The following is a 26344-nucleotide window of genomic DNA, read 5'->3' as shown; positions in this document are numbered from 1 at the left end:
ACCCGCTCCGGGGCGGCATTCTAAAGCATTTTTGGTTTTATCCAAGGCCGTGGGTCACGCCGCGCCGAATCCGGTTCGAGGTCAGTCGCCGCCCCGCAGCACACCGAGCGGTTTTTTGCGGAGAATGTCCCAACTGGCAACGCTGCCAACCACGATGACGAGTACGAGCGTCCCGGCGATGCCGATCAGCCAATCGCCCCAAAAAGGCTGCCATGCCGTGCGCAGCACGGTGCAGGTGACATACCAGCTTGCGCCCAACGCGCCGCCGCCGCCAATTGCCGCTGCGGCCGCGCCCAGTGCGCCATACTCGACGATGGTCATGCCAAAGAGGGTGACAAATCGCGCGCCAAGCGTCTTGAGCAGGGCGGTTTCATACTGTCGTTGGTAGCGCGTGAGCGCAACTGCCCCGACCAGCATGGCGACGCCGCTCAGGACGACCAAGGTTCCAATCATTGTCAACGCCGCTTGTAGTCCATCCAGGATCGCACGAACGGTTTTCAGGAAGTCGCTGGTCAACGCAACTGAAATGTTCGGGTACCCTTTTACCAGCGCCAGCGTCAACTTGCGATATGCATCGGGCGAGCGATCAAAGGCGTCGGTTTTGACCGCTCCCAAAAAGGTTTGGGGAGCCTGGCTGAGCACGCCGCCGGGGCGCGCCACGATGGCAAAAAACTGTTGTCCCCGCCGGGGATCAATCCGTCGAATACTGCGAATGACGCCCGAAACCTCGCGCCCCTGAATGTCGAGCGTCAAGCGGTCACCCACCCGCGCGCCGAGATTTTTTTGCAAGAACGTTTCCAGCGACAACTCCAGCGGTTCAGCCGGGGTCGCCAACCACCACGTCCCTTCAACAATTTGTTCGCCAGCATCCAGCTCTGACCGGTACGTGAGGCGAAACTCCCGGTCCACGGCCGCCCGGCGGCTGGCTTCCTTGATGGCAGCAAAGTCTATGCGCTGGCCGTTAATGGCGGTGAGCCGCGCCGAAATGATCGGAATAAACGTTGTTTTTGCCTGAACCTGACGCTCAACCAGGGCACTGACACTGTCCGTTTGGGACGGAAGGACATTGAACAGCAAAAGATTCGGCAGATTTTCAGAAGCAGCCAAGTTGACGCTGTCGAGCAAATTCCGTTCAAGCAACCGCACGGTCAGCGCGAAGAAGAGGCCAACGCCTACGGTCATCACGATGACTGCCGCTTGGTTGCCCGGACGCCGCAGGGCGGCCAGTCCGTAGCGCAGGGTGAAGCCTGAAACCTGCCGGGCCGCGCCCGCCAAACGAATCACCACCCAACTCACGCCATACAGCGCCAGCAAGGTGACAACCATGGCCTGAAACATGGTGTTGCCGAGACTGAACGACCCTGCCTGCCAGATGAAAAGCGCATAGAGCATAGCCACGGCCGCCAGCCCTGTTGGAATGACCCAGCGCAGCGGCAGCCTGAGTGCCTCGTGGCGACTCCGAAGCAGCAGGCTGGGCTTGACATTGCGGATGCCCACCAGGGGGACAACCGAAAAGGCCAGCGCCACGATCAGTCCAACGCCAAAGCCCTGCCCAATCGCCGACCAAGTCAAGACAAACGCCACCGGGAACGGAAATCGGGTGGCAACGTCTGGCCCAAAGACCCGCCCGGACAATTCAGCCAGCGCCCAACCAAGGGCACTCCCCAACAGGCCAAGCAGCCCCATCTGGAGCGCATACACGCGAAACACAAGGGCATCGGAGGCTCCCAAGCATTTGAGAACAGCGATGGCGCGTACGCGCTGACCAATGATGGTGTAAGTCACGCTGGCAATCCCAACGCCGCCGAGCATGGTCACCGCCAAGCCTACGAGGCTAAAAAAGTTCTCAGCTTCGTCCAGGCGGTCAACGACACGCCCCTCGCGGGCGCGGGCGGTCTCAACCGACGCGCCGCTGTTGACCGGCAGGCTTTGGCGGAGCGTCTGCGCCACGGCCTCCACCCGGTCGGGGCGGTCGCCCACACGCAGCCGGATGAAGTACGTCCCGCGTCCCTCGGCAGTGAGGAGCCCGGTGGTTTTGAGGTCAGCACTGGTCATCAGCACCGGCGTAGCCTCACCCAGGGCAGCCGACGAACCTTCGCGCTTGAATACCCCCCGAATCGTGAAGGACTGATTGCCGATCTTGAGTGGTTTCCCAAGTCCGGTATCAAGGCGCTCCAGCAGCGACGCCGAGACGACAATGCCGCGATTGGCCAGAAGTTCGTAGCGGTAGGTATCGCCTTCCAGGGCAATTTGGCCATCCAGCGGGTAGTGTTCATCCACGGCGCGCACCAGAACACGGAGTGCCTCCTCATTGTCAGCCACGACCCCGGTTGCCAGTTCAATGACATCCGTGCGCCCAACATCAGGAAAGGCCATCAGGATTTCATCAAGGCGTGGGCGCAGCGCGGCGACCCGTCCATAGGGCAGACGCACCTCTAAATCTGCCGCCAGAAAGCTCCGCGTCTGCTTGACGAGCGCCGCTCGGATGTTCTGGATTGCCGACCGCAGGGTCATGATAAGCCCCGTTCCCACGGCGATGCAGAGGAGGAAAAACAGCATCTGACGCCACATCGAACGCATTTCACGCCAGAGCATCCGCAAGGAAAAGAGCATAGGACCAGTTCGCTACGGCTAAAAAGTCGCCACGGTTAAAAAATCGTCCAGGCGGCTGGGTCCAGGGGATCGCCGGTGGGGGGCTGGTGGTCAAAGCACTGGTAGGCGAGTTGCAGGCGGTGGTCGTTCCCGCCAACGCGGTGCGCGTCAGCCAGCACCCGGTCAGCTTCAACCCGGATCCGATCCACGGCAAAGCCGACGTCTTCCAGCATCTGCTTCAAGCAAACCGACGTGAAGCCCCAGAAGTTGCTGGGATCGTCATTGGGCTGGCCTTGATTGGGGAACCGTTCCGGGTCGGGCAGGAAGCGCATCACGGGCTCTACGCGCAGCGCCTCCGGTAGCCGGTGATCGATACAGTACGACTCGACCAACAGCCGCTGAGACGCCAAGCTGGCGCAGTTGACCAGGGCGCGGTAGGGGTCAGGTGTGTGGTAGAGCAAGCCAAGCGCCAACACGATGTCAAACTGCCCATACACCTCCGGGGATAGTTCCAGGACGTTGACTTGGTGATGTGGAATATCCACGCCCTGAATCAGCGACAACAGCGTAAAACCAGAGTTGTCTCGGTGCCGGTAATCAAACGCTGTGACGGCGGCACCCGGCCGGTGCGCACTGAAGCTGAAGTAGCCGTTTGAAGCGCCGACATCCGCCAGCCGCAGGCCGGTCATATCCGCCGGAAGGTGCAGCTCGTTCCAGAGTCCCTCTGGGTTGTAGGCTCCGTTTGTTCGCAGTCCGGGGAGCACCTCGAAGTCGTGGTGCCAACGTTGGGCTGCAAGTAGTTTTTGGGCCAAGTCAACATTCATCATAGACAGTACACTTCTTATCCCAAGACTTCGTCAACCCAAGGATTTCACATCGGAAGCTTGTCATGGTATGTCAACTTGCTCACGCCCCTCTGGGCGCGTCACGGCTCACCTGCCGCTGGCGTGGCCGCCGTGCCGGATGCACCACTGCCGCCGGGTAAGCTGGCGTGGAATTTTTTCAGAACTGGATCACCCTTCCTATGCTTTTCGACAAAAAGATTGCCATTCTGGGCGTCGGCAAACTCGGTGAAGCCCTGGTTTCCGGGTTGGTTCGCCGAGCCGATGTCGAGCGCGCCAACCTGATTGGTTCGGTTGCCCGTCCGTCTTCGATGGCGCGGGTGGACTTGCGACTGGGCATCCCCGTCACAACCGACAATGCCGCGGCGGTTGCCGGACGCGACATCGTGATTTTGGCCGTCAAGCCGCAGAACATGGCTGCCGTCCTGGAAAGCATCGCCCCGGCAGTTTCAGCCTCGCAGCTTTTCATCAGCGTCGCCGCGTCGATCAATACGGCCTTCATCGAGGAACGACTGCCGTTCCCAGCCGCCGTCATCCGCGTCATGCCCAACACGCCAGCGCTCCTCAACGAGGGCATGTCCGTCCTCTGTGCGGGACGCCGTGCAACCCTGGAACACCAGCAAATGGCTGAAGAAATCTTCAGTGCCGTTGGTCGAACGGCCTTCCTCGAAGAAAAACTCATGGATGCCGTCACCGGACTTTCCGGCAGTGGGCCGGCCTACATCTACGTTGTGCTTGAAGCCTTGTCGGAAGCCGGCGTCAAACTTGGCATCCCACGTGACATTTCTACGCTTCTGGCGGCGCAAACCATGCTTGGGGCGGCAAAGCTGGCGCTTGAAACTGGCCAACATCCGGCCTTGCTCAAGGACAGCGTGACGACGCCGGCCGGTTGCACGGTGGATGGACTGCTTGAACTCGAAGAAGGCAAGCTCCGTGTCACGCTGATCAAAGCCGTCGTCCGGGCCACAGAACGCGCCCGCGAGCTGGTCAACAGCTAGTCGAGGCCGCGCCGGAAACCGTTTTGCGTCCTGGCCTGGCCCACTGCCTGGCCCACTTCGGCAGCTTGCTTGAACTACGCCATTGACGCGCCTCTGAGCGAAGCGTATCTTTCGCGTCAAATCGTTCAAATGCTTGGCTTTCGCATGACGCGCCAGATGCGTTGCAGCAGGATGGGGTGCAGCATGCCGATGCTAGGCGCAGGAAGCTTTCCCGCTGAAAAAAAGGTAGGTATCGAGCCATGACCCTTGCGTTATGTGACAGGTTTTTGCGTCAGCTCTGGAAGGCGACCGACCAGCACTGGCTCCCCGAAGACCGCTTGGCAGGCAGGTGGCTTGGGTGGATGTCGCGGGCCAGTGTCGGTCTCATCGTGTGCGCCTTGCTGCTTGGCGCGCCGGTGCCAACCTCGGCTCAGTCTGCCAGCACTGGACAGTTGCGCGGTGTGGTCCGCGACCCCCAGGGGGCGGTCGTCAGCGGGGCCAGCGTGACCCTGGTCGAGCAAGCAACGGGAAGCAAGCGCGAGGTCACGACAGGTGGCAATGGGGACTACGTGTTTACGCTGCTGCCGCCGGGAAGATACCGGCTTGAAGTCCGGGCCTCAGGCTTCAAAACCAGCGTGACCGAAAACATTACGGTCAATATCACTGGCGTCACCACAAATGACATTGCGCTTGAAATTGGCGAGGCCGCGTCGGAAGTCATCAACGTGTCAGGTGAAGCGCCACTGATTCAGGCCGACTCGGCAGCCCACGGGCGCGTCGTGGACGAGCGCAACATCCGCCAGCTTCCGCTCCCAACGCGCAACTTCCAGCAGTTGCTTGCCCTGTCGGCCGGAGCGGCTTCCAATATTTTCAATACCTCGGAAGTCGGACGTGGCGACACCGCCATCAATGTCAACGGCCAGCGCACGACGAGCAATTCCATCCTCATCAACGGGATTGACGTGAACTCGATTGGGACGGGTTCATTTGCCAACCTGGCCGTTCCAGCCACGGACACCCTGCAAGAATTCATCGTGCAGACGAGTCAGTACGATGCCTCGGCCGGGCGCAACGTCGGGGGCGTGGTGGCGGCGATTACCAAGAGCGGGACGAACGAGTTTCATGGCAACGCCTATTTCTTCCTGCGCGACCAAGCGCTCAACGCCAACAACTTCTTTCTGAAGCGCGCCGGCATCCCACGTCAGGCGAACAACCGCAAGCAGTACGGCGCGACGATTGGCGGGCCGGTCGTCAAAAACCGTTTGTTTTTCTTTGGCTCTTACCAGGGGACACGCGAAACGAACGGAACCTCGACCAACAACAGCATTGCCCCGTTCAATCCGGCCCCGGACTTGACCGACGATCGCTCACTGGCTTCGATTCGGGCCATTGCGCTGAGTCGCGCGCCGGGCTTCGCCAACTTCATCAACTCGGCCGTTTTTGCGACCTCGCCGCAGGTGCGCTTGCTTCAGGCGCGTTATCCAGACGGGACGTTTGTCATCCCCAGTGGCAACGGGCGGACGACCGGCGTCCGGGTGGCGGAATCCACCTTCCGCGAAGAGCAGTTCAACCTCAACGGCGACTGGCAAATCAACGACAACAACCGCGTGTCAGGCAAGTTCTTCTTTGCCAACAATACCGTCAAGCAAGGGCTGTTTCGGCAGTTTGGCGGCGGCAACGCGCTTCAGTTGCCCGGCTATCCAGTGGATGCCATCACCAACAACCGGGTGACGACCGCCTCGTGGACGAGCATCATTCGCCCCACCCTGATCAATGAATTTCGGTTTGGCTACAATCGCCTGATTACTCAGGGGAAACCAACCGAGCCGCTTCGGGCCGCCGATTTTGGCATCAACTCACCCAGCGCTGCCTTGTTTCCGGGCCTGCCGGGTTTTGTGTTCTCCAACATGTTCTCAATCGGCCCGGCGACGACTTCGGACAGCTTCAATACCACCGAAGGGTTTACCTTCAGTGATACGCTCTCACTCACAGCCGGCGCACACTCGATGAAGTTTGGCGGTGAAATTCGTCCCTACCGGCAGCGGGTGTTCTTCAACGTCGGGGCGCGGGGACTCCTCCAGTTTACGGGTGGATTTGCCAATGCCGCCGGACTTGGGGCGTTTGCCGCGCTCGGCATCCCGGCCGGTTCGGTCAATCGCGCGCCGCAGTTTCTTCCAACGCTCCCGTTCACGGAGTTTCTGATTACAGGCGTCAATCCTGGATTGTCCTCGGTGGCGGGCGGTTTGACTTCGCCATTTCTGTCGGTCATCTCACCCGGTGGCGCCAAGCGTGACTTTCGCGCCAATGACTTCACCCTTTTTTTCCAGGATGATTGGAAAGTCAACAGCCGTTTGACCGTCAACCTTGGCATTCGGTATGACTACTTTGGGCCATTTTACGAAGTGGATGGGCTGATGGCCACATTTGACGAGGCAGCGGCGCGGGCCGCGGTTGGCACCGGGGCCGGCGGCGTTTCAAATCTGGCCGGCACATTTGCGGGTTTCTTCGTGCCTTCCAACAACCGGGTGGGGCTGCCGGGTATTACCCGCGACACTCGGCGTGGCTTTACCGATGCGGACTGGAATAACTTCGCGCCACGCCTGGGTGTGGCCTTCAAGCCACTGCCAACCGATCGGTTCGTCGTGCGCGCCGGCTATGGACTCTACTATGACCGGTTCAATGCGCGAACCGTCATCAATTCGAGCTTCAGCTTTCCGGTGTTTCCGCTCATTCCGTTCTTCCCGGCGGTGGCGGGCGGCGGGTTTTCCAACCCGTTCGCGCCGATTCCGGCCGTCCAGGGGCCGATTGACACCGGAAACGCCTCATTTTTCCCCGGAACGAGCTGCACGGCGGGCCCTGGTCCAAACCGTGGACTGCCCTTCTGCCTGGGCGGGCGCCAAGTGGCCGTCCAGGGCATCTATCCGGGACGCAACTTGCGGACGCCTTACGTTCAGCAGTACTCCTTTGGCTTCCAGTGGGAGTTCATCAAGGACACGCAACTTGAGGTCAGCTACGTTGGATCGCAGACCCGCAAGCTTCAACGCTTCAAGAATGTCAACCAGCCATTCGCACCGAACGGCACGACCAGTCCATTTGGCACCATTTTGTCGCAGATCACGCAACCAGGGTTGAACTCCTTCTCGGTGACGGTTCAGGAATCTTCGGCCGTGGCCAGCTACAACTCCCTTCAGGCGACGGTGACCCGTCGGCTGTCCAAGGGTTTGCAGGCGCTGGTGAGCTATACTTGGTCGCACACGATTGACGAATACTCCGGGCAACTGACATCGCTTGGCACGAGCGATGTCTCACCCGACTTTGGCGACCAGGCCACCTTTCGCGGCAACCGCGCGACGGCGGATTTCGACCGGCGACAGCGGCTCGTGGTGAGCTTTGTCTATGACCTGCCTAAGCTGTATGACGGTGATAACTTTGCGCTCAAGGCCTTGGCCAACAACTGGCAGCTTTCCGGCGTCTCGATTTTCCAAACCGGGCTGCCCTTTACCATTGCAAGCAGCACGGGGCTCAGTGATGGCGCGCGCGCGTCCTATGCCGCTGGCGGTCAGGGCAACGGCAGCCTCTCCGGTGATGTGCGGCGCCGACTCGACCGCTACTTCGACACCAGCCGGTTCATTCCCTCGACGGGCGTCGGCAACTTCGGCACGGTGGGCCGCAACACGCTGCGTGGGCCGGCGCAGTCCAACACCGACTTCTCGATTGTCAAGTTCATCGTTTTCCAGGAACGTTACCGGGCCGAGTTTCGGACGGAGTTCTTCAACATCTTCAACCAGACCAACTTTGCCAATCCGGGCAATGTGGTCGGGACGCCCAACTTTGGGCGCATTCTTGAAGCCACGACCGGCCCCCGCATCGTCCAATTTGCTTTCAAGTTTTCGTTCTAGGCCCCGGTCCACAGTCCAGTGTCCGGACGACCCTGCGCCCGTTCCTAGCTGGTCTGGCGCAGGGCAATGTTGGCTTCGAGTTGACCTTTGACATAAAAAATAATGCCCAGCACCAGCAGCGTCGTCGCCGTGCTCTCCACGGCAACGGTCAATGCCGCCAGGGCAAATGACGTTCCGTTCACGATGTCGAGCTGGACAGCAAACCAGCGCTGCGCGAGGTTGGCCGTGAGCTTGGCCAGGGCCAGGAAAACCACGCCAGAAACGAGCGTGCCAAAGCAAAACTGGATGACCTGCAACCAGTTGCCGGCAAAGCGCCCATCAAAGTCGCCGTGGGTCAGCGTGCCGGTGTGGGGACGAATCAGATTTGAAACCACCCCGATGAGGTTGCCAAGTGTCAGGGAGATGCCCAAATAGATGCCAAACCAGACCAGCACGGACCCGACGTCAACGGTGAACGTCCACTGGGGACGGGCGACGGCAAAGGCCGTCAGGCACATGAAAAAATAGGCAATCGCCCAAAACCCGGTGAAAACCGAGAACCGCGCAATCACATCGCCAAGCTTGACGGCCATGCCAGATGACTTCATCGTGTTGAACCTACCGAATCGAGTGGATACAGACGACGTGGGGTTGCGCCCATTATGCGAGCTTGCGCATAATTTGAAGCGTGATACAGCGTACGGCGTGGGGAGCATCACCCACGGGCGACTTGTGCCACATCCAGCTTTCAACCAGAATATGTGAGTACTCCCGAAACCTAACCGTTGGGTGCGCCAAGAACCCCTTGGCGCAATGAGGCACTATGAGTAACGGAACAGGCATGCTCGGTCGATTCTTTGGCTCGAAACCTGAAAACAGCCGTGAAGAACGTGAGCGTCGTCCCCAGGACGAGCGCCCTATCGAGCCACCCCAACCACGAGAAGAAAGCGCCCCTCACCTGCGGAGCTTTGAGTCTATTTATCAGAGCGCGCGCTTGCCGGTTTCGCCCTGCGGGGTAGATGAACTGGAAAAAATGATTGCCAACCCAATCATCGCCAACGCACCCCCAGAGACGCGCGTCATTGCCCTCAAGTTCGCGCTCGACCGCGAAGGGCACACAATTGAAGAGCCAAAGGGAGACGCTGCGCGCAAGGTCAAGGCACTCGACGCCTACCACGGCACCTTACTCAATCGGGCTGATAGCCTCGAACGCCGCAACGCCGACCGCTTCAAAGAAATGGAAGCCGAGCGGCTGGAGTTTATTCGGCGACAGGAAGAAGAAAAGGAACGCCTCATGCAAGAGGCGCAGGAGGCGGAGCAGCAAGCGCGTGAGTTTGAAGCCCGGCTCAATGCTGAACGGCAGCGGTTGTCGGACTTGCTGCGTCCGTTCGTCGGCGAACTGGACTTCAATGACGCCGATGTGGATTCCGTTCTTTCGGAAGTGCCACCGGTGAAAGGACCGTCTGATCCATCGGCCGTGATGGTTGACCCAAGCGTTCGTTAGGCAAGTCGTATCCCAGGCCTGACGGCGGTGACGCTGGGAGGTCGGCACTGCTCTGGCAATCGCAAAAGCTAGCCACGGCAAAAAGGGCTAGCCACAGCAAAGAGGCGGTGTCCCGGCCGCTGGGTTCTCCGCGAGCCGGGCGCTCCACTTGGGCTAGACTTTCTTCCCTTCGGCGCGCATCTGCTTCAAAACGTGCTCAATCCCATAGCGATTGATGGTTTTGATGGCCCGCGCCGACAAGCGCAACCGAACCCACCGGTTTTCGCTTGGCACCCAAAACCGCTGCCGTTGCAGGTTGGGGAGGAAGCGACGCTTCGTGCGGTTGTTTGCGTGGGACACGTTGTTGCCCGACATTGGGCGCTTCCCCGTAACTTGACAAACCTTGGCCATGGCATCTCACCTCTTTTCCAGCACAAGCTCAAAAGCCGTCATATATAGGCCAAGTCGTTGGCGACTGCAACCTGAAAACGATCGGTAGCACTGATTCTGTTTTCCTGAGTTGGAAATGCCCGGACTGTCTGCCCCCCCATGGACAAGTTCACTGGCTTGCCGGCCCGCCACCAACCGGCGCGACTTCAAACCACCCTATCCTCCGGTGCGCGGTGTGATGCGCGGCAGTCCCAACGACTGAAACTTCGCATTGAAGTCACCTAGATCACGGGTCAGCACGTCGCGCAGCTTTTGCAGCTCGACATCAATCTTCGCGCTCAAGTCGGCAAAGACTTCGCGCGCCTGGGCCGTTGGCGCGGCATCGGCGCTATCCACCACGCCGGTCAGCGCAGCCAGCTTGTTGTTGAGCCGAATCGGATAATTCAGTGGGTCCTGGCCACTCTGAATCTTGGTTTGCACCAAGGTCTCTTCAATTGCCGTGAGCTTTTCCTTGAGCGACTTGGCCAGGTCGAGCAACGACTTGGCATCGTCACGCCCACGCAGTCGGGCTTCGACATCCTCAATCTGCCGGCGAGCGTCTCGGATACTCAAAATCGCCTGGTGCGTTTCTGAAACTTTGTCCCGGATGGCAACCAGCAACTCGAACTGCGCCTTGAGGTCGTCCGGCGTGGCGGACAGACGCGGATCAGTCCGAATCTCAAACCCCTGGGTCTGGACGACATCATCCACCTTGAGGGTGACGCGGTAACGGCCGGGTAGGACACGCGGGCCGCGCAGGTCACCGGCCCAGAGGACCATCCCCGGCACGCGCGTTGCGCCCGGCAGCCGCATGTCCCACACAAAGCGGTTGAGTCCAGGTTCGTAGGTAAACGTATCCGGTGACGCTTCTCCCCGCTCCGCCGGTAGAGCCGCTTCCGGCTCATCCTTTGGCTTGCCCGTGAACGTCCGCAAGGGCTTTCCGTCGGCATCCTCGAAGGTCAGTGTCACGCGCTTGAAGGGCTTCTCCGGCAGCTCGAAAAAGACCGAAACGCCAACCGGTGGATTGGTGCCAACCGTCGCGGTAGGCGGTGGGGTGAATCCGCCAAAGCCACGGAGACGGAGGGCCGTTTCCGGTGCATAGAGCCGCACTTCACCAGTTGACGGACGCTCGGCATACTGCTGGAGCACAGCCAGGTCGTCCAGCGCCCAAAACGACCGCCCCTGGGTGGCGACGACCAACACGTTGTCGCGCGGATGAACGGCCAGGTCGGTAATCGGCACGGCTGGCAGATTGAGCTGCAAGGAACGCCAGTTCGCTCCATCATCGAAGGAGACATACATGCCGGTCTCCGTCCCGGCATAAAGCAGTCCGCGCCGCCGTGGGTCTTCCCGGATGACGCGCGTGAAGGCATCGGGCGCAATGCCGTTGACAATGTTTGTCCAGGTCTTGCCGTAGTCAGTTGTCTTGTAGAGATAAGGCGCGAAGTCATCGTGCTTGTACATCGTGGCGGCCAGATAGGCCGCGCCCGGCTCATGCGGCGAGGCTTCAATGGCGTTGATCTGAATCCATTCCGGAAGGCCCTTCGGCGTGACGTTTTCCCAGGTCGCGCCACCATCGCGGGAGAGGTGAACCAGTCCATCGTCGGTTCCGGCCCAGAGGACACCGGCGGCTTTGGGCGATTCCGCCAGGGCGAAAATCGTGCAGTAGTACTCTACGCTGGTGTTGTCCTTCGTAATCGGACCGCCGGAGGGTCCGAGTTTCGCCGGATCATTGCGCGTGAGGTCTGGTGAAATCGGCCGCCAGCTTGCTCCCTCATCGTCGCTCCGAAAGAGCCGGTTTCCGGCCGCGTACAGGGCATGGGGTGGATGTGGCGAAAACAGAATGGGAAAGTTCCACTGAAAACGGTACTTCATGCTTTCCGCCCCGGCGCCCATCGGGTTTTCCGGGTACACGGTGACATCCCGCGTCTGCCCGGTCCGCCGGTCGTAGTGCGTCAGGAGTCCACCGTAGCTGCCGGCCAGCACAATATCGGGATTGGTCGGATGCGGCGCAATCCAGCCCGACTCGCCGCCGCCGACCTCACTCCAATCGCGCACTCCAATCCCAAAACCGCGCATCGTCCGGCTGGCAATGGCAACGGTGGTGTTGTCCTGCTGTGCGCCGTAGATGAAGAACGGAAACTGATTATCGAGTGCCACGCGGTAGAACTGTGCTGTTGGCTGGTCCTGTTCCGTCCACGAGCGGCCGCCGTCGGTGGAAACCGAGGCGCCGCCATCGTTGCCGAGAATCATCCGCTGCGGGTCGTCTGGCGCAATCCAGAGATCGTGATGGTCGGCATGGGTGGTCGGCATCGGGGTAAACGTCCGGCCGCCATCGCTCGAACGATGCCACTGGACGTTGAGTGCATAAACCACATTGGCGTCCTTGGGATCGGCTTGGACACGTGAGAAATACCAGGCCCGCTGGCGCAGGTTGCGGTCGCCAGTGGTGCGCGTCCAGGTGTTGCCGCCGTCGTCGCTGCGGAAGATACCGCCTTCGTCGGCTTCGACACTCGCCCAGAGCCGATCAGAATTGACCGGGGAGACGGTGACACAGATTTTGCCCAGCGTCCCCTTGGGCAGGCCCGGCTTGCGCGTCAGGTCCTGCCAGGTGTCGCCGCCGTCCACGCTCTTCCAAAGGCCGCTCCCGGGGCCGCCGCTGGTGAAAAAGTACGGACCGCGTTGAGCTTCCCACATCCCGGCGTACAGAATCCGTGGGTTGGTCGGGTCCATGGCCAGGTCGGCGCAACCCGCCTTGGCGCTCACAAACAATATCCGCTGCCAGGTTTTGCCGCCGTCGGTCGAGCGATAGACGCCGCGTTCTTCATTCGGACCAAAACCGTGGCCCATGGCGGCAACGTACACCACCTCGGGATTGGACGGATGCACCCGAATGCGCGCAATATGGCGCGTTGCTCCCAACCCAACGCGCCGCCAAGTGCGACCGGCATCGGTTGATTTATACACGCCATCACCATGCGACATGTTGCCGCGCCAGGTGTGCTCGCCCATCCCAACATAGATCACGTTTGGGTCGCTCGGCGCCACGGCAAGCGCGCCGACCGAGCCAGCGCGAAACGTCCCATCACCCAACGGCTGCCAATTCACGCCGCCGTCCGTGGACTTCCACACCCCACCGCCGGTTGCCCCGAAGTAGTAGAGATTTGGTTGTCCGACGACCCCGGTGACGGCTCCGACGCGCCCACCGCGAAAAGGGCCGATTTGACGATACTTCAGCGAAGCGTAGCCGGCAGGCTTAGCTTCAGCAACCGACTTGGTGGCGGGTTGTTGGGCCGGCGCGACAGACGCGATCGACAGAATTAGACAGACGAGCGTGAGCCATCCCAGAAAACCGAGGGAACGGATCGGCATCAGCGTGGAAATCGGTTTTTTTAGGTTCATCGTTGCTTTTTGGCCTCTGATTCAGTCACTCGTTGGGGAGCGCGGGCAGGCGTTCCCCATAGCGATCAAGGTAAGCCATATCGGTGAGCGCGCGGGCAGCCTCCCAGCCCTTCGTTTCAAGCTCCGGTTGATTGGGAAAGTCGCTCACGTAGCCAACACAGAGATAGGCCACGAGCGTCAGGTGCGCTGGAATGGCCAACTCCGACTTGACGGCTTCGGGTTCGAGAATGCTCACCCAACCGACACCCACGTTTTCAGCCCGCGCCGCCAGCCAGACATTTTGGACGGCGCACACCGTCGAGAACACCGCCGTTTCGGGCATGGTTTGGCGGCCTAAACCGCGCCCGCGCGCGGTCGTCGTATCGCAGGTGAAACACAGGTTGAGGGGCGTTTCGAGAATGGCCGCCAGCTTGAGGGCATCGTAGGTAGCACGGGCCTCATCCGCATAGACTTCCGCCGCCGCCCGGTTGACGCTTTCAAAGTGCGCCTGGAGGCGACGGCGGACGGCAACATCGCGGATGACGATGATTTCGGTCGGCTGCATGAAGCCTACCGAGGGCGCCGCGGCGGCGGCCCCCAACAACCGCCACACCAGGCCATCCGGCACGGGCGTCGGGAGAAAGGTCGAACGGATGTCCCGCCGGGTGTGAATGGCCCGATACACGGCGGCGCGCTCGGCGTCCGAGAATGCCCACTCCGCAGCTTCCATCAACCGCCTTCCCGAAACTCTGGATACAGTGTCATGCCACCATCCACATAGAGTGTGGTTCCGGTAATGTAATCCGAGGCGTCCGAGGCCAACCACACCACCGCCCGGCCAATGTCTTCGGGGTCGCCCACGCGCCCGTAAGGGATCAGCTTCAGGAGGGCAGCCTCAGCCTCTGGGGTTTCCCAGGCGGCGCGGTTGATGGGCGTCCGAATCGCGCCCGGGGAAACGGCATTGACGCGGATTTTCTTCTCGGCAATCTCCTGCGCCAACGACTTCATCAGCAGGGAGACACCGCCCTTCGAGGCCGCGTAGTTGACGTGCCCGGCCCACGGAATCACATCGTGAACGCTCGACATGCAGATAATTTTGCCGAGCGCTGCCGAAACCTCCGGGCGTGGCGCCTGGGCAAGGAACTGCCGCACAGCCGCGCGGGCGCACAGGAACTGGCCGGTCAAGTTGACGGCCATGACGCGATCCCATTCCTCCAGGGTCATGTCCACAAACGCTGCGTCGCGCTGGAGGCCGGCGTTACTGACCAAAATATCGAGTCGCCCAAAGGCTTCGATGACGGCGGCGAACATAGCGGTGACGTCAGCTTCAACGCTCACATCAGCCTTGACGATGATGGCACGTCCGCCGGCAGCCGTGATGGCGTCGGCGACGGTTTGGGCACCGGCCGGGTTTCCGGCGTAGTTCACGGCCACGGCTGCCCCGGCACGGGCAAGTTCACGCGCCACGGAAGCGCCAATGCCTGAGCTTGCGCCCGTGACCAACGCAACTTGGTCCTTCAAGACTTGACCGACATCCACAATGGGAGGCATAACAGGTTCCTTTGAGCTAATTGAGGTCAGGCTTGCAATTCAACTTCGAGTGCTGCAACCACTCGTTGAAACTCAGTTTCGATAGTCTCCACGTCAGCCGCCGCGTCCACCACCGTTCCCTGGCGCGCGGCGGTTTCCAGCCGACTGCACAACGCCATGAGCCGCTGTGCGCCGACCGTGCTGGCTGCGCCGCGCAGCTTATGTGCCAGGCGTTCCAGGGCAGGGAGATCGTTGGCCGCCTGAGCGGACGCGAGCTGGCTCAGGGTAGGACGAGCATTGCCGAGGAACGTGCTGACAATTTCGGCAAAAAAGCCGTCGCCATCATCCAGCGCCTTGAGTGAGGCGATCGTTTCAGGGTCGAGACAGTTCACGCTAGAACTCCAAATCAAATGAAGCCAGCCAGTTTCCGGGGGCGTCGGCGATAAGACGGCGCAGATTGGTCCGCCACCACAGGCTGTAGCCTGTCACATCGCCTTCCATAAAGCGATGCTCAACAAACTCGGCGCCGCCAGCCGGCAGTACAGCGACATCGAGCGGGTAACTGACATCGCTGGCGCTCGTCAGGGTACAGTCAAAGGCGAGCAGGGCGGCCTTGAGGGCCGCATCGAGCGAGCATCCATAGTCCAGCACGCGGTCGAGAATCGGCTTGCCGTAAAACGCATTGCCAATGATGGCATAGGGCGAGGACTCGCCAATCTCGACCCAGTTGGCCTGCGGATACACCAGAAACAGCCGATGCTCACCATCGTCTGGGAGGCGTCCGCCGATGATCGAAAACAGATCGAAGCGCAGCCCGTCGCGTTCGAGCATGGCGTGGTCTTCGCGGAACACACGCCGAACCTGCTCGCCATAGGCGTTGACGAGTTCATACAAGCGCCGGTGGATGACCGTTTCGCTGCGCAGCCATTCGTCGAAATACGTCACCACTTTGTCGCGCGCCGACCGCAGCCCGGAAGTCATCACAAACACCGGAGCCGCGGCAGCGCGGTGGACGGTCAACTTACGTGAGGTGCGGCACTCCGTGCCAGAAGTGATCCGGGTGTCGGCCACCGCCACCAGCCCCGCAACGGTCTTGATACCCAAACAGAAGGTCATGTCGAAAGTAAAACACTAGGTCGAAACATTCAGGATGGGAAGAAGGCGGCCGCAATGGCGTCGCCTACAGCATACAAGTCGCTTCGGAGGCGTGTCAGGAAGGGACGCGCGTCCCCGCCTACTTCAGGTGGCAAGATATCTTCAACGCCGGCATAGTCGAGCTGCGCGGCCAAGCGTCCGAGGCGCTGCTCCGGCGGATTGGTGTAGGTTCCGGGGAGCGTCCCCGAAATGGCATGCACCGACTCGACGCAGCGGAGCAAGCAATAGTGGGCGGCGCGTGGAAATTCTCGACTGAGAATCAGAAACTCGAATACCCGGTGTGGCTCGATGCGACCGTGCTTTTTGCGGTACATCTCATGGGCACTGGCTGCTTTGAGGAGACCCGACCAATCAAGATCATCAATGAGCATTTCACTTGGCGAGGCCGCAGCGGGTGAAGTCGTCGCCCGGTTGAAGCGTTCCGCTCCTAGGATACAAGCCGTTTTGTCGGCTCGCTCAAGTAGCCGACCGATTCGGTTGAAGTGCCAGGCCTCGCCATGTGACATCGTTGAATCAGTAACGCCAACAAACTGGTGGCTGGCCAATTTGACTTGCGCGAAGAAGGCATGGGGCATCGCGCCGAAGCGCCCCTGCGCCGCCGCACCCTTGACATCCAGATAGAAGGTGTTGGCTTGCTCCCACATCTCGGAGGAAATGGCGTCGCGGACACAGCGCGCATTTTCACGCGCCCGCGCCAGCGTCGTCAAAATCGAGTTTGGGTTGCGCTCGTCAAAGGTCAAGTAGCGCAACACGGTCGCCGGCGACGGAGAACCATAGCGCGCGGCAAAATCCTCTGGATCACCAACGCTGGCAATGAGTTCGGCCCAGGCGGCAGTGTCGTCGGCCGGGAGGTCGAGGGTCAGCGTCATGGTCGCGTCCACGAAGCGCGCGATGTTTTCCGCTCGCTCGATGTAGCGGCTCATCCAGAAAATCGAATCGGCAACCCGGCTCAACATAACCGCACTAACTCAACATAACCCTGTCCAGCGCTCAGGCAACGAGGCCTGGGCGCCAACCGGCCACAACCCTGTTGCGCGCCGGACAACAGGGCATGATACGTTGCAGCAGATCGTGAATACGCAGATCGTGAATACGAAGCCTGCCCTGCCCACTCCCAGGCCGTCAACCCATTTCTGAGCAAGTAGCCTTTAGGGCGAATGCGCACCAAGAGTTACTATGGCAGTCAATCTCCATCGAATGCAAAACCCACGCGGCCATGCCTTGGCGGCCGGCTTCGTAGCGGTCGCGCTCATTCTGATTGGATTGCTGGTGGCTTCCTCGCTGACGGTCCGGCAGTTACGGTCTGCCCAAGCCCAGGCGGGACAGAGCCTGGAAGTGCTTCAGCTCGTGTCGAGCGCGGAAGATGCCGCCCTGCGCACCCGGCTTTACACCCGTGGCTATGTCATCACCGGCAACGGTACGGACATGGAGCAAGCCCGTCAGCAGGCCGGTCGCTTGCAGGACGTCCTTGGTCAACTTCGCGCGCGAACTCAGTCGTCCCCTTCTCAACGCGAGCGTGTCGAGCAGCTTGAAGAAGTCCTTTTGGAAGGGAAAGCCTACCTGGAGCGCATTACGGAACTTCGTCGGATCGACCGCGAAGCGGCGCTAGAAATGGTACCGGGCCCGGTTGGCGATCGCCTGGCGGAAAACCTCACTAGGGTGTTAGGCGCCATGGCCGAAGAGGCGCGAACCGACTTCAACCGGTTTGCGACACTGGTTCACACACGGACCAGAACCCTGGAGTGGCTCATCGTTTTCAGTGTGTCCGTCATTCTGTTGCTGCTTGTCACCACCTACTGGGTGGTTAGCTCCGAACTCAACCAGCGCCGGCGGCTGACACTCCAACTTGAACATGCCCGCGACGCGGCGCTGAACTTGGCGCAGAAAAAATCCGACTTTCTCGCCAACATGAGCCACGAAATCCGCACGCCCATGAACGGCATCATTGGCATGATCGAGCTGCTCCTGAGAACGCCGCTGAACGCCAATCAGAGAGATTTGGCCGAAACCATCCGCTACAGTGCCGATGCGCTCCTGGTCGTCGTCAACGACATCCTTGATTTCTCCAAAATCGAAGCGGGCAAGCTTACGCTCGAAGCCAATGAGTTCGACCTTCGCGACACGGTGGAGCAGTCCACCGAGACCCTTGCCGCAGCGGCCCGCGAGAAATCACTGGAACTCGTCACCCTGATTTACCGGGATGTTCCCGAACGACTGTGCGGAGATGCCGGGCGCGTCCGGCAGGTGCTGCTCAATCTGGTCGGCAACGCCATCAAGTTCACGAACAAGGGTGAGGTCGTGGTGCGGGTGACCAAACAATCCGAGACCGACACCACGGTCGTGCTGCGCTTTTCCGTCACCGACACCGGCATCGGCATTCCCAAGGAAGCCCAGACCGACATTTTTGAGGCTTTCACTCAGCTCGACTCCTCCCAATCACGGCGCTTCAGCGGGACAGGACTGGGGCTGGCTATTTCCAAGCGACTCGTCAAACTGATGGGTGGCGACATCGGCGTTGACAGTGAAGCCGGCAAAGGAGCGACATTTTGGTTCACCGCCCAGTTTGAAAAAGTGGACGTCAGCCAACCACCATCGACCTATGAGCTGTGGTTTGGCACGCGCGCACTGGTCCTGGATGACAACACGACGAACCGCACGGTCATTGCCCAGCAACTCACCGACTTTGGCTTTTTCTGCGAGGCGGTCGCCACCGCCCAGGAAGCGTTGACGGCGCTGCGTAAGGCGGCCATCAGCGGCCATCCCTTTCGGGTGGCCATCCTCGATTCGCAAATGCCGACCATGGATGGGCTATCCCTGATTCGACAAATCCGCGCCGAGGGATGGTCAGATGAACTCGCCTGTATTCTCCTGACCACGCCACCGGCTCCGTCGGGAATGGAACTGGCGCAGATCGGGATTGCGGCCTGTGTCACGAAACCGTTGCGGCTGGGTGCCCTGAAAGAGGCGCTCCGCCTGGCGCTCGGTAAACCACGCGCAAAAACAAAATCCACTCCGATCCGGCAGACCGTGCCGCCGGCCGTCCAAGCCATGGCGGGAGACACACAACCGGGAGACGCGCACCACCGATCCATTCTTTTGGTTGAGGACAACCCCGTCAACCAGCAAGTCGCCCAACGCATGCTGAAAATTCTAGGATACCAGGTCGTGACCGTGGCGACCGGCGTGGAAGCGTTGGCGCTTTTGCAGTCCCAACAACCGGATGCCATTCTCATGGACTGTCAAATACCCGAAATGGATGGCTACACGGTTACCATGCGCATCCGCGAACAAGAGCAGGTGACGGGACGCCATGTGCCCATCATTGCACTGACCGCCAATGCGCTTCAGGGGGAACGGGAACGCTGCCTGGCAGCCGGTATGGACGACTATCTATCCAAACCGTTCAAGCTGGCCGAACTCGAACAGGTGCTGAAGCAATGTTTGAGCCGCGTCCCCACGGCCGACACCGATGGGCCGACCAACACCGACCACCAGCCCGACGCCGATGCCGACCGCGATGCGGTGCTGCTCGACATGGCGGCATTTTGGATTGGAACAGGGATTGTCGCCACAAACCAGGCGGCCGGTGACCTAGCGCGCCAGATCATGGCTACGTTTCAGTCGGATGTTGCCAACCAGCTCCGGCACATGCAGACGGCCCTGGCGCAGGGAGACGAGCAGACGGTGCGCGTGATCGCGCATCGGCTTCGTGGCAGTGCCGCGCAGCTTGGCGCGCGCCGGTTGGCCCACGCGCTCCACGGTATCGAAGCGTCGCCAGATACCACCGACTGGCTGCATCAGGTCCAGACCGTCGAGGCACTTGCCGAAGCCACGCGAGCGGCCTTTGACGACGCGCTGCACAGGGAGCTGACCGAACCAAGTGAGCGCCAAACGCAGCCCGCTTCATCGTAATTGGCAAAACTGGCTTGACGTCCGTCGTTTGCCTGACAAATATCGTCCGATTTTGGCTCAATGAAGCCTGTCCCGTAGGTTGGCTATCCCCACGCGAACGACCTCACGCTGTGCCGCTTGTTTCACCCACGTCCGACGCTTCCGCGCTGTCACCAGCAGATGCCTACGCCCACTGCCGGCGCGTTGCCCTTGGGCACTATGAGAACTTTCCCGTCGGATCGCTGGTGCTTCCCGCGTCGGTTCGTCCCCATGTCTATGCCGTCTATGCGTTTGCCCGCGCTGCGGACGATTTCGCCGACGAGGGAACACTCACTGCCGAGCAACGGCTCGCCAGTCTGGCCGACTGGCGACGGCAGCTCGTTGCCTGTCCGTCCGGCAACGCGACGCACCCCGTTTTCGTGGCCCTGGGTCACACCATTCGGCAGCACGCACTGCCGATGGAGCTTTTCCACGACCTGCTCGATGCCTTCGAACTCGATGTGCGCCGCGCGCGGCATGCGACATTTGACGACCTGCTCGACTACAGTCGGCGCTCGGCCAACCCCGTAGGACGACTCATCCTGTTGCTCTTCGGCCATCGCGATCCAGACTGGCACCGCATGGCGGATGCCATCTGCACGGCGCTTCAACTCACCAACTTTTGGCAAGACATCCTCGTGGACTTGCAGAAAGACCGAATCTACCTTCCGCTGACCGAGATGGCAGCCCATGGGTATGGCGAAACCGACCTGCTGGCGCACCGCTACACGCCCGCCTTCGTGGCGCTCATGGACAGCCTTGCCCAGCGGACCGCCGCGCTTTTCGAGCAGGGGCGGCCGCTGTGCGCGCTGGCGCCGGGTCGGCTCGGCGTCGAGCTGCGCCTGATTTGGCTCGGCGGCACGACCATTCTGCGCGCCTTGCGCCAGATGGCGTTCAACGTCTTTGAGCGGCGCCCAACCCTGAGCCTGCGTGACAAAGCGCGGATGGCCGCCGGCGCGCTGCGCCGGACGGCGTTTTCCAAAGCAAGTCCGCTGACCACGCTTCGGATGCCGGCATGACGACCCTTATGGATCACCCACCCGCCGAGCTGGTGGCGGAACACATCACCCATCGCTCACGAACCAATTTTCTGTACTCGTTTCTCATCTTGCCCAAGGCGCAGCGGAAAGCCATTGAAACCGTCTATGCGTTTTGCCGCATCGTGGACGACATCGTGGACGGCGACGGGCCAGCTCAGTCTGATCCGCAGCGCGAACTCGACCGCTGGCGGGCCGAGATTCAGGCTTGCTTCAACGGACAGCCCCCCCGGCATCCCGTCGCCCGCGAACTCAAAATCATCCTCCAAACCTTTCCCATTCCCCAGGAGCATTTCCTGGCGCTCATCCGGGGGATGGAAATGGACTTGACGCGCCGGCGCTATGCCTCATTTGCCGAGCTGGACGAATACTGTTACCACGTCGCCTCCGTCATCGGGCTGATGTGCATTGAAATCTTTGGTTATCGGCATGCCAGCGCCCGCGACTACGCGGTGAACCTGGGCAAAGCACTACAGATGGTCAATATCGTTCGCGATGTCCCGGAAGACGCCGCGCGTGGGCGCGTGTATCTGCCGCTGGAGGAGATGGCTCGCCATGGCGTCACCGAGCAGGGCTTGCAGTCCGGGCGCTACGACGAATCCTTTGCCCGGCTGGCGGCCGCCCTGTCCGCTCGGGCTCGCGACTTTCGCGCACGCGCGCTCCAGGCACTCTGCCCGGAAGACCGCCCGGCCATGGTGGCGGCTGAAATCATGGCGACGATTTACTTCAAACTGCTCGACCAAATGGAAGCAAATAGGTTTAATGTGTTCCACCACCGGCCACGCCTGTCAAAACTCCGGAAGGCTTTCATCGCCACCACACTTTTGATCAAAACTCGGCTGCTCCGATTCGGAAAGGACTAACCTGATGCTTCCCATTACGATTCACAACTACCGCCAGGGGCTGCGGGGATTGCTCGGACTAGCTTTGTGCTGCGTGCCCGTCGTTGCCCAGGAAGATTTCAAGAACCGACCGGCACCAAGTCGTCCGACGGTGCCCCCATCCAGCCAGCGGACAGTTCCCACTGGGCAACCAGTGACCACGCCGGCGAGTCGTCCAAGCGAGGGCTTCCAGGGCAGAACCGAGCGCGAACGGAGCATTGCCGCCGCGCGGGAGTTCTTTGGCCTCACTGAAATCCCGGCCTTTTACGAGCGCCAAGTGCAGACGATCCTGCAACAGCAGCTTCGAGACAGCCCCGAACTACGCCCCTACAGTGACATCCTCCAGAACTTTCTCCGGCGCCATGCCTCGTGGCAGGCAATCTCAGAGGATCTCGCCGTGTTTCTAGCCGATAGCTTCGAGGAGCGTGAACTTCGCCAACTCAACGCTTTCGCGGCGACGAGCGCCGGGCGCAAGCTCTTCAACAATCTCGAACTCTTTGGTCAGGGCAAGCTGAACGAAGCGCAACTCCGCCGCCTGTTTGATGAAGTCGAACTCAAGCAGATTGAAACCTTTTCGCGCACGGCCGTCTTTCAAAAGTTCACCGAGCGGATTCCAACCGTGTTTGAGGCGGGCGGGCGTGTCATTGGAGAGCGGATTGACCGGCACAGCGCCGAGCTGACCGAGGCCATCCAGCGCCGTCAACGACAACCACGGCGGCCATAACCCCGGTGGCATCGCACTGGACGCCCCCGGCCCTGGTTCGCTATTGTTCGACTCCACAGAACCCTAGCAGAGCGCCTGATCTGGTATCGCGTCGGCAGCGTCATCCGATGCGCTTCCTCATGGCACTGGATTTGCGCGCTGGGCGCGTCCATGTTTGAGTCTTACGACGTTGGTGACTTTTATGACGAAATGTTCCTGATGCCGGGCGTGCCACGTCCTGACGTGGCATTCCTGGCCCGGACGCTGGCCACGCTGCGTGACGACGAAATCCTGCGTCGCCAGGCCACGGCCGAACAGTCGCTCCTCCACCTCGGCATCACGTTCAACGTGTATGGCAGCAGCGACGGCGTCGAGAAAATCTTTCCCTTCGATCTGATCCCACGGGTCATTGCCGCGCGGGAGTGGGCCTGGATCGAAGCCGGACTTCAGCAGCGCATCCGCGCCCTCAATGCTTTTCTGAGCGATGTGTATAGTGAGCAACGCATCTTGCGTGATGGCGTGCTGCCGCCGGAGCTCGTTCTGAACAACCCAAGCTACCTGGAAGCCTGCCGTGGTTTGCGACCACCCCACGACATCTGGTGTCACATCACGGGCACCGACCTGGTCCGGGACAGCGATGGGCAAATCTACGTCCTGGAAGACAACTTGCGCTGCCCGTCGGGCGTGTCGTACGTGCTCGGCAATCGTTCGGTGATGAAGTACACGCTCCCGCAGGCGTTTGAAGCGGCAACCATTCGCCCGGTCTTCACCTACCCGAGCAAGCTCCTGGAAACGCTTCAGCGACTCGCGCCGGAGCACAACCTCAATCCCACGGTCGTCGTGCTGACGCCTGGCGTCGCCAACTCGGCCTACTTCGAGCATGCGTTCCTGGCTCAACAGATGGGGGTCGAGCTGGTCGAGGGACGGGACCTCGTGGTGGAAGGTGGCTACGTCAAGATGCGAACCACCCGCGGACTCAAACCAGTGGATGTCATATACCGCCGGATTGATGACACCTTTCTCGACCCGGAAACGTTTCGGCCGGATTCGCTGCTGGGCGTTCCGGGCCTGATGCAGGTGTACCGCGCCGGACGGGTGGCGCTGGCCAACGCGCCGGGCACCGGCGTGGCGGATGACAAGGCCATTTACGCCTACGTCCCCGACATCATCCGCTACTATTTGGCCGAGACGCCGATGATTCCGAATGTGCCAACCTACTTGTGCCGCGACCGTGAAGCGCGGACTTATGTGCTCGACAGCCTCGACCGACTCGTGGTCAAGACGACCGGCGGGTCAGGTGGTTACGGCATGCTGGTCGGCCCGGCCTCGACAGCGCTGGAACGGGAGGCGTTCCGAGAACGCATTTTGGCGCATCCCGATGAATACATTGCCCAGCCCACGCTCCAGCTCTCGCGCGTGCCGACCATTGTCGGTGACCGGATTGAAGGTCGCCACGTGGACCTACGCCCCTACATCCTGTATGGCGATGACATTTTCGTTTTGCCGGGCGGGCTGACCCGCGTGGCCCTGCGCCGTGGCTCGCTGGTCGTCAACTCCTCGCAGGGCGGGGGGAGCAAGGATACCTGGGTGCTTGCCGCCGATGGTTCTGCGCGCACAGGCTCGTAGGTGGTCGCGCGCTGCACCGGCTTCAGTCCGGCTGCCTGGATGGTTGCGGCCAACTGTTCGGCCGTCACCGCCGCCCCAAAGCGCGAACCGGCGCGATTGGAAATTTCCTCTTCCAGCAGCGTGCCACCAAGATCGTCCGCGCCGCAGTGCAAGCTCCGCCGGGCAAGCGTAAGGCCGCGCTTGACCCACCCAAGCTGTAGGTGGAGGAGGTCGCGCCCGAAAAACAGTCGGGCGACGGCCAAGGTCAGCAGTACGGTTTCGTCATCCACCTCACGCCGCCTGACGGCGCGCCCAAGCGGGGCTTTGGCGGCAATGAAGGGCAGCGGAATAAACTCCGTGAAGCCACCGGTGGCGCGCTGCAAAGCGCGCAGGTGGCGCAGGTGGGCAACGCGGTCGGCCGGCGACTCGATGTGGCCGAACATCATGGTTGCCGTCGTGCGCGTCCCGGACTGGTGCGCGGCGCGGACAATCTCCAGCCACCGCGCGGCAGTGATTTTCTCAGGACAGATTTTCCGACGAATGGGTTCAACCAGGATTTCGGCCGCCGTTCCGCAGAGCGTTCCCTGTCCGGCGACGCGCAGCCCATCAAAGATGCGCCCCAGTGACCATCCGCTGCGCTGCTGGATGAAGTCTATTTCTTGCGGCGAATAGGCATGGAGGTGAACATCCGGGCAGGCACGCTTGAGTTCACGCAACAGGTCGAAGTAGTAGCTGACCGGCAGGGCCGGGTTGAGTCCGCCCTGAATCGTGACTTCCGTGATGCCGTGGGTTTGGCGGTAGCGGCTGACCTTGCCCACAATGGCGTCAATACTATGGGCGTAGGCCTCACGCGCATCGGCATCACGGCGGAACGCGCAAAAGGTGCAATGCAGGGCGCAGACGTTCGTAAAGTTCAGATTGAGATTGACGACATAGGTCGCCCGCGCACCGATGAGGGCCTGCTTGCACGCATGCGCCGCCGCATAGACGGCCTGGCGCGCCGCTGGGTCGGTGGTTTCGAGCAGCCCAAGGGCCTCGCGCGGCGTCAGCGGCTCAAAGCGAACAGCTTTTTCCAGGGTAGCGGCAACTGGTGAACTCATGATACCTCGTTTAGTCTGCCATTGACCGCACAACCATCACAAGCGCCGCCGGTGTCGCGTTGATCGGAACTTTCCTCTTTCCGTTCCTTCCCATTCCAAAGCCATCGGTTTTATAGTTGGCCTACGTAAACGCCACCCAGTGGCGACTCGATGCTCTGCTCTAGCGAGGCTTGGCTATGAATCGGTTCTGGCTCACGTTGGTGTTGACACTTCTCTGCGCCGCCCCAACCGGCGCACAACAGGCAGCTCGACAGAAAGCGGCCCCACCCTCTGAAGAACGACTCTACTGGATCCGGGAACAAAGCAAGTACGGCTACATTGACCACACCGGCAAGGTCGTGATCCCACCACAGTATGAAAATACCTTCGGGTTTCGTGAAGGCCTGGCCGGCGTCCGCATCAACGGGAAGCACGGCTACATTGACCGCGCGGGCAAGCTGGTCATCCCGGCCACCTTTGACGCCACGTACGGCTTCAAGGAAGGCCTGGCCTGGATCAAGCAAGATGGCAAGTATGGCTACATTGACCGCGCGGGCAAGATTGTGATTCCACCGCAGTTTGACGACGCTGAGGACTTTTCCGAGGGACTGGCGGCCGTCAAGGTCGGCAACCTGTACGGCTACATTGACCGTACGGGCAAACTGGTCATTCCGGCGCAGTTCTCACACCAGCATCGCTTCATGGGCGGGGTCGCCCAAGTCATCGTGGACGGGCGCTATGCCTACATTGACCGCACGGGTCGGGTGCTTTGGGTGCAGAAAGATGGTTTCAAGGAAAAGCCTGAAAGCGAGCACCGGCATCAACACTGAGGAAGGAGCGGC

General features: G+C 61.0%; 19 protein-coding genes and 1 pseudogene. 9 read left to right on the top strand and 11 right to left on the bottom strand.

Going from position 1 to position 26344, the window contains the following annotated elements:
• Positions 1–81: 81 nt before the first annotated feature.
• Entirely contained in the window at positions 82–2613 is a 2532-nt protein-coding gene (locus J8C06_RS12570) for an ABC transporter permease (protein ID WP_211430498.1), read from the bottom strand.
• 35 nt (positions 2614–2648) lie between these two features.
• On the bottom strand, positions 2649–3419 hold the full coding sequence (locus J8C06_RS12565; protein ID WP_211430497.1) for a class I SAM-dependent methyltransferase: 771 nt from the start codon (positions 3417–3419) through the stop codon (positions 2649–2651).
• Positions 3420–3616: 197 nt separating this feature from the next.
• On the opposite strand from J8C06_RS12565, the gene proC reads away from it, so the two are divergent.
• Complete coding sequence (gene proC, locus J8C06_RS12560) at positions 3617–4432, top strand: pyrroline-5-carboxylate reductase (protein WP_211430496.1); 816 nt, start codon at positions 3617–3619, stop codon at positions 4430–4432.
• A gap of 239 nt (positions 4433–4671) precedes the next feature.
• Positions 4672–8310 (top strand): TonB-dependent receptor, encoded by a 3639-nt coding sequence (locus J8C06_RS12555; protein WP_246602161.1) that lies wholly within the window; start codon positions 4672–4674, stop codon positions 8308–8310.
• Between the two features lie 44 nt (positions 8311–8354).
• Here the strand turns inward: J8C06_RS12555 and J8C06_RS12550 are convergent, their stop codons facing one another.
• Positions 8355–8897, bottom strand: a complete 543-nt coding sequence (locus J8C06_RS12550) for a hypothetical protein (RefSeq protein ID WP_211430495.1) — start codon at positions 8895–8897, stop codon at positions 8355–8357.
• A gap of 215 nt (positions 8898–9112) precedes the next feature.
• Between J8C06_RS12550 and J8C06_RS12545 the strand changes: the two genes are divergently transcribed.
• Positions 9113–9793, top strand: coding sequence for a hypothetical protein (locus tag J8C06_RS12545; protein WP_211430494.1), 681 nt, complete (start codon positions 9113–9115; stop codon positions 9791–9793).
• Between the two features lie 153 nt (positions 9794–9946).
• Here the strand turns inward: J8C06_RS12545 and rpmB are convergent, their stop codons facing one another.
• The 7 genes from rpmB to J8C06_RS12510 all read right to left on the bottom strand — a co-directional run bounded on the left by rpmB (position 9947) and on the right by J8C06_RS12510 (position 17223).
• Complete coding sequence (gene rpmB / locus J8C06_RS12540) at positions 9947–10183, bottom strand: 50S ribosomal protein L28 (protein WP_211430493.1); 237 nt, start codon at positions 10181–10183, stop codon at positions 9947–9949.
• A gap of 195 nt (positions 10184–10378) precedes the next feature.
• Entirely contained in the window at positions 10379–13573 is a 3195-nt protein-coding gene (locus tag J8C06_RS12535; RefSeq protein ID WP_246602160.1) for a WD40/YVTN/BNR-like repeat-containing protein, read from the bottom strand.
• A 55-nt stretch (positions 13574–13628) separates the two neighbouring features.
• Complete coding sequence (bluB, locus tag J8C06_RS12530) at positions 13629–14312, bottom strand: 5,6-dimethylbenzimidazole synthase (RefSeq protein ID WP_211430491.1); 684 nt, start codon at positions 14310–14312, stop codon at positions 13629–13631.
• Positions 14312–15133, bottom strand: coding sequence for an SDR family oxidoreductase (locus tag J8C06_RS12525; RefSeq protein WP_211430490.1), 822 nt, complete (start codon positions 15131–15133; stop codon positions 14312–14314). The genes bluB and J8C06_RS12525 overlap by 1 nt, the downstream gene beginning before the upstream one ends.
• Positions 15134–15159: 26 nt before the next feature.
• Positions 15160–15504, bottom strand: a complete 345-nt coding sequence (locus J8C06_RS12520; protein ID WP_211430489.1) for an Hpt domain-containing protein — start codon at positions 15502–15504, stop codon at positions 15160–15162.
• Between the two features lies 1 nt (position 15505).
• Positions 15506–16228, bottom strand: a complete 723-nt coding sequence (locus J8C06_RS12515) for an Ntn hydrolase family protein (protein WP_211430488.1) — start codon at positions 16226–16228, stop codon at positions 15506–15508.
• Between the two features lie 29 nt (positions 16229–16257).
• A complete protein-coding gene (locus tag J8C06_RS12510; protein ID WP_211430487.1) occupies positions 16258–17223 on the bottom strand; it encodes an alpha-E domain-containing protein in 966 nt (321 codons plus the stop codon).
• A 220-nt stretch (positions 17224–17443) separates the two neighbouring features.
• On the opposite strand from J8C06_RS12510, the gene J8C06_RS12505 reads away from it, so the two are divergent.
• From J8C06_RS12505 to J8C06_RS12485, 5 genes are all read left to right on the top strand, one after another.
• A complete protein-coding gene (locus tag J8C06_RS12505) occupies positions 17444–20179 on the top strand; it encodes a response regulator (RefSeq protein ID WP_211430486.1) in 2736 nt (911 codons plus the stop codon).
• Positions 20180–20289: 110 nt separating this feature from the next.
• A complete protein-coding gene (gene hpnC, locus J8C06_RS12500; protein ID WP_246602159.1) occupies positions 20290–21216 on the top strand; it encodes a squalene synthase HpnC in 927 nt (308 codons plus the stop codon).
• Positions 21213–22097, top strand: coding sequence for a presqualene diphosphate synthase HpnD (gene hpnD / locus J8C06_RS12495; protein WP_211430485.1), 885 nt, complete (start codon positions 21213–21215; stop codon positions 22095–22097). Before hpnC ends, hpnD begins: the two co-directional genes overlap by 4 nt.
• Before the next feature lie 4 nt (positions 22098–22101).
• Positions 22102–22839 (top strand): DUF2059 domain-containing protein, encoded by a 738-nt coding sequence (locus J8C06_RS12490; RefSeq protein WP_211430484.1) that lies wholly within the window; start codon positions 22102–22104, stop codon positions 22837–22839.
• 150 nt (positions 22840–22989) lie between these two features.
• Entirely contained in the window at positions 22990–24444 is a 1455-nt protein-coding gene (locus J8C06_RS12485; RefSeq protein WP_211430483.1) for a circularly permuted type 2 ATP-grasp protein, read from the top strand.
• A 50-nt stretch (positions 24445–24494) separates the two neighbouring features.
• Here J8C06_RS12485 and J8C06_RS15235 read toward each other — a convergent pair.
• Positions 24495–25523 (bottom strand): annotated as a pseudogene (locus J8C06_RS15235) (CofH family radical SAM protein); the annotation flags it as partial.
• 176 nt (positions 25524–25699) lie between these two features.
• Between J8C06_RS15235 and J8C06_RS12480 the strand changes: the two are divergent.
• The gene (locus J8C06_RS12480) at positions 25700–26332 is read left to right on the top strand and encodes a WG repeat-containing protein (protein ID WP_211430482.1); all 633 of its coding nucleotides are present in this window, start codon (positions 25700–25702) and stop codon (positions 26330–26332) included.
• Positions 26333–26344: the final 12 nt, after the last annotated feature.

Origin of the sequence: Chloracidobacterium validum, assembly GCF_018304825.1 — a bacterium.
Lineage (GTDB): Bacteria > Acidobacteriota > Blastocatellia > Chloracidobacteriales > Chloracidobacteriaceae > Chloracidobacterium > Chloracidobacterium validum.
This window is presented reverse-complemented; position numbering and strand designations above follow the sequence as displayed.

Bases quoted from the DNA above. Each gene is read 5' to 3' on its own strand.
- J8C06_RS12570 (WP_211430498.1), bottom strand. From the start codon at position 2,613: ATGCTCTTTTCCTTGCGGATGCTCTGGCGTGAAATGCGTTCGATGTGG.
- J8C06_RS12565 (WP_211430497.1), bottom strand. From the start codon at position 3,419: ATGATGAATGTTGACTTGGCCCAAAAACTACTTGCAGCCCAACGTTGG.
- proC (WP_211430496.1), top strand. From the start codon at position 3,617: ATGCTTTTCGACAAAAAGATTGCCATTCTGGGCGTCGGCAAACTCGGT.
- J8C06_RS12555 (WP_246602161.1), top strand. From the start codon at position 4,672: ATGACCCTTGCGTTATGTGACAGGTTTTTGCGTCAGCTCTGGAAGGCG.
- J8C06_RS12550 (WP_211430495.1), bottom strand. From the start codon at position 8,897: ATGAAGTCATCTGGCATGGCCGTCAAGCTTGGCGATGTGATTGCGCGG.
- J8C06_RS12545 (WP_211430494.1), top strand. From the start codon at position 9,113: ATGAGTAACGGAACAGGCATGCTCGGTCGATTCTTTGGCTCGAAACCT.
- rpmB (WP_211430493.1), bottom strand. From the start codon at position 10,183: ATGGCCAAGGTTTGTCAAGTTACGGGGAAGCGCCCAATGTCGGGCAAC.
- J8C06_RS12535 (WP_246602160.1), bottom strand. From the start codon at position 13,573: ATGCCGATCCGTTCCCTCGGTTTTCTGGGATGGCTCACGCTCGTCTGT.
- bluB (WP_211430491.1), bottom strand. From the start codon at position 14,312: ATGGAAGCTGCGGAGTGGGCATTCTCGGACGCCGAGCGCGCCGCCGTG.
- J8C06_RS12525 (WP_211430490.1), bottom strand. From the start codon at position 15,133: ATGCCTCCCATTGTGGATGTCGGTCAAGTCTTGAAGGACCAAGTTGCG.
- J8C06_RS12515 (WP_211430488.1), bottom strand. From the start codon at position 16,228: ATGACCTTCTGTTTGGGTATCAAGACCGTTGCGGGGCTGGTGGCGGTG.
- J8C06_RS12510 (WP_211430487.1), bottom strand. From the start codon at position 17,223: ATGTTGAGCCGGGTTGCCGATTCGATTTTCTGGATGAGCCGCTACATC.
- J8C06_RS12505 (WP_211430486.1), top strand. From the start codon at position 17,444: ATGGCAGTCAATCTCCATCGAATGCAAAACCCACGCGGCCATGCCTTG.
- hpnD (WP_211430485.1), top strand. From the start codon at position 21,213: ATGACGACCCTTATGGATCACCCACCCGCCGAGCTGGTGGCGGAACAC.
- J8C06_RS12490 (WP_211430484.1), top strand. From the start codon at position 22,102: ATGCTTCCCATTACGATTCACAACTACCGCCAGGGGCTGCGGGGATTG.
- J8C06_RS12485 (WP_211430483.1), top strand. From the start codon at position 22,990: ATGTTTGAGTCTTACGACGTTGGTGACTTTTATGACGAAATGTTCCTG.
- J8C06_RS12480 (WP_211430482.1), top strand. From the start codon at position 25,700: ATGAATCGGTTCTGGCTCACGTTGGTGTTGACACTTCTCTGCGCCGCC.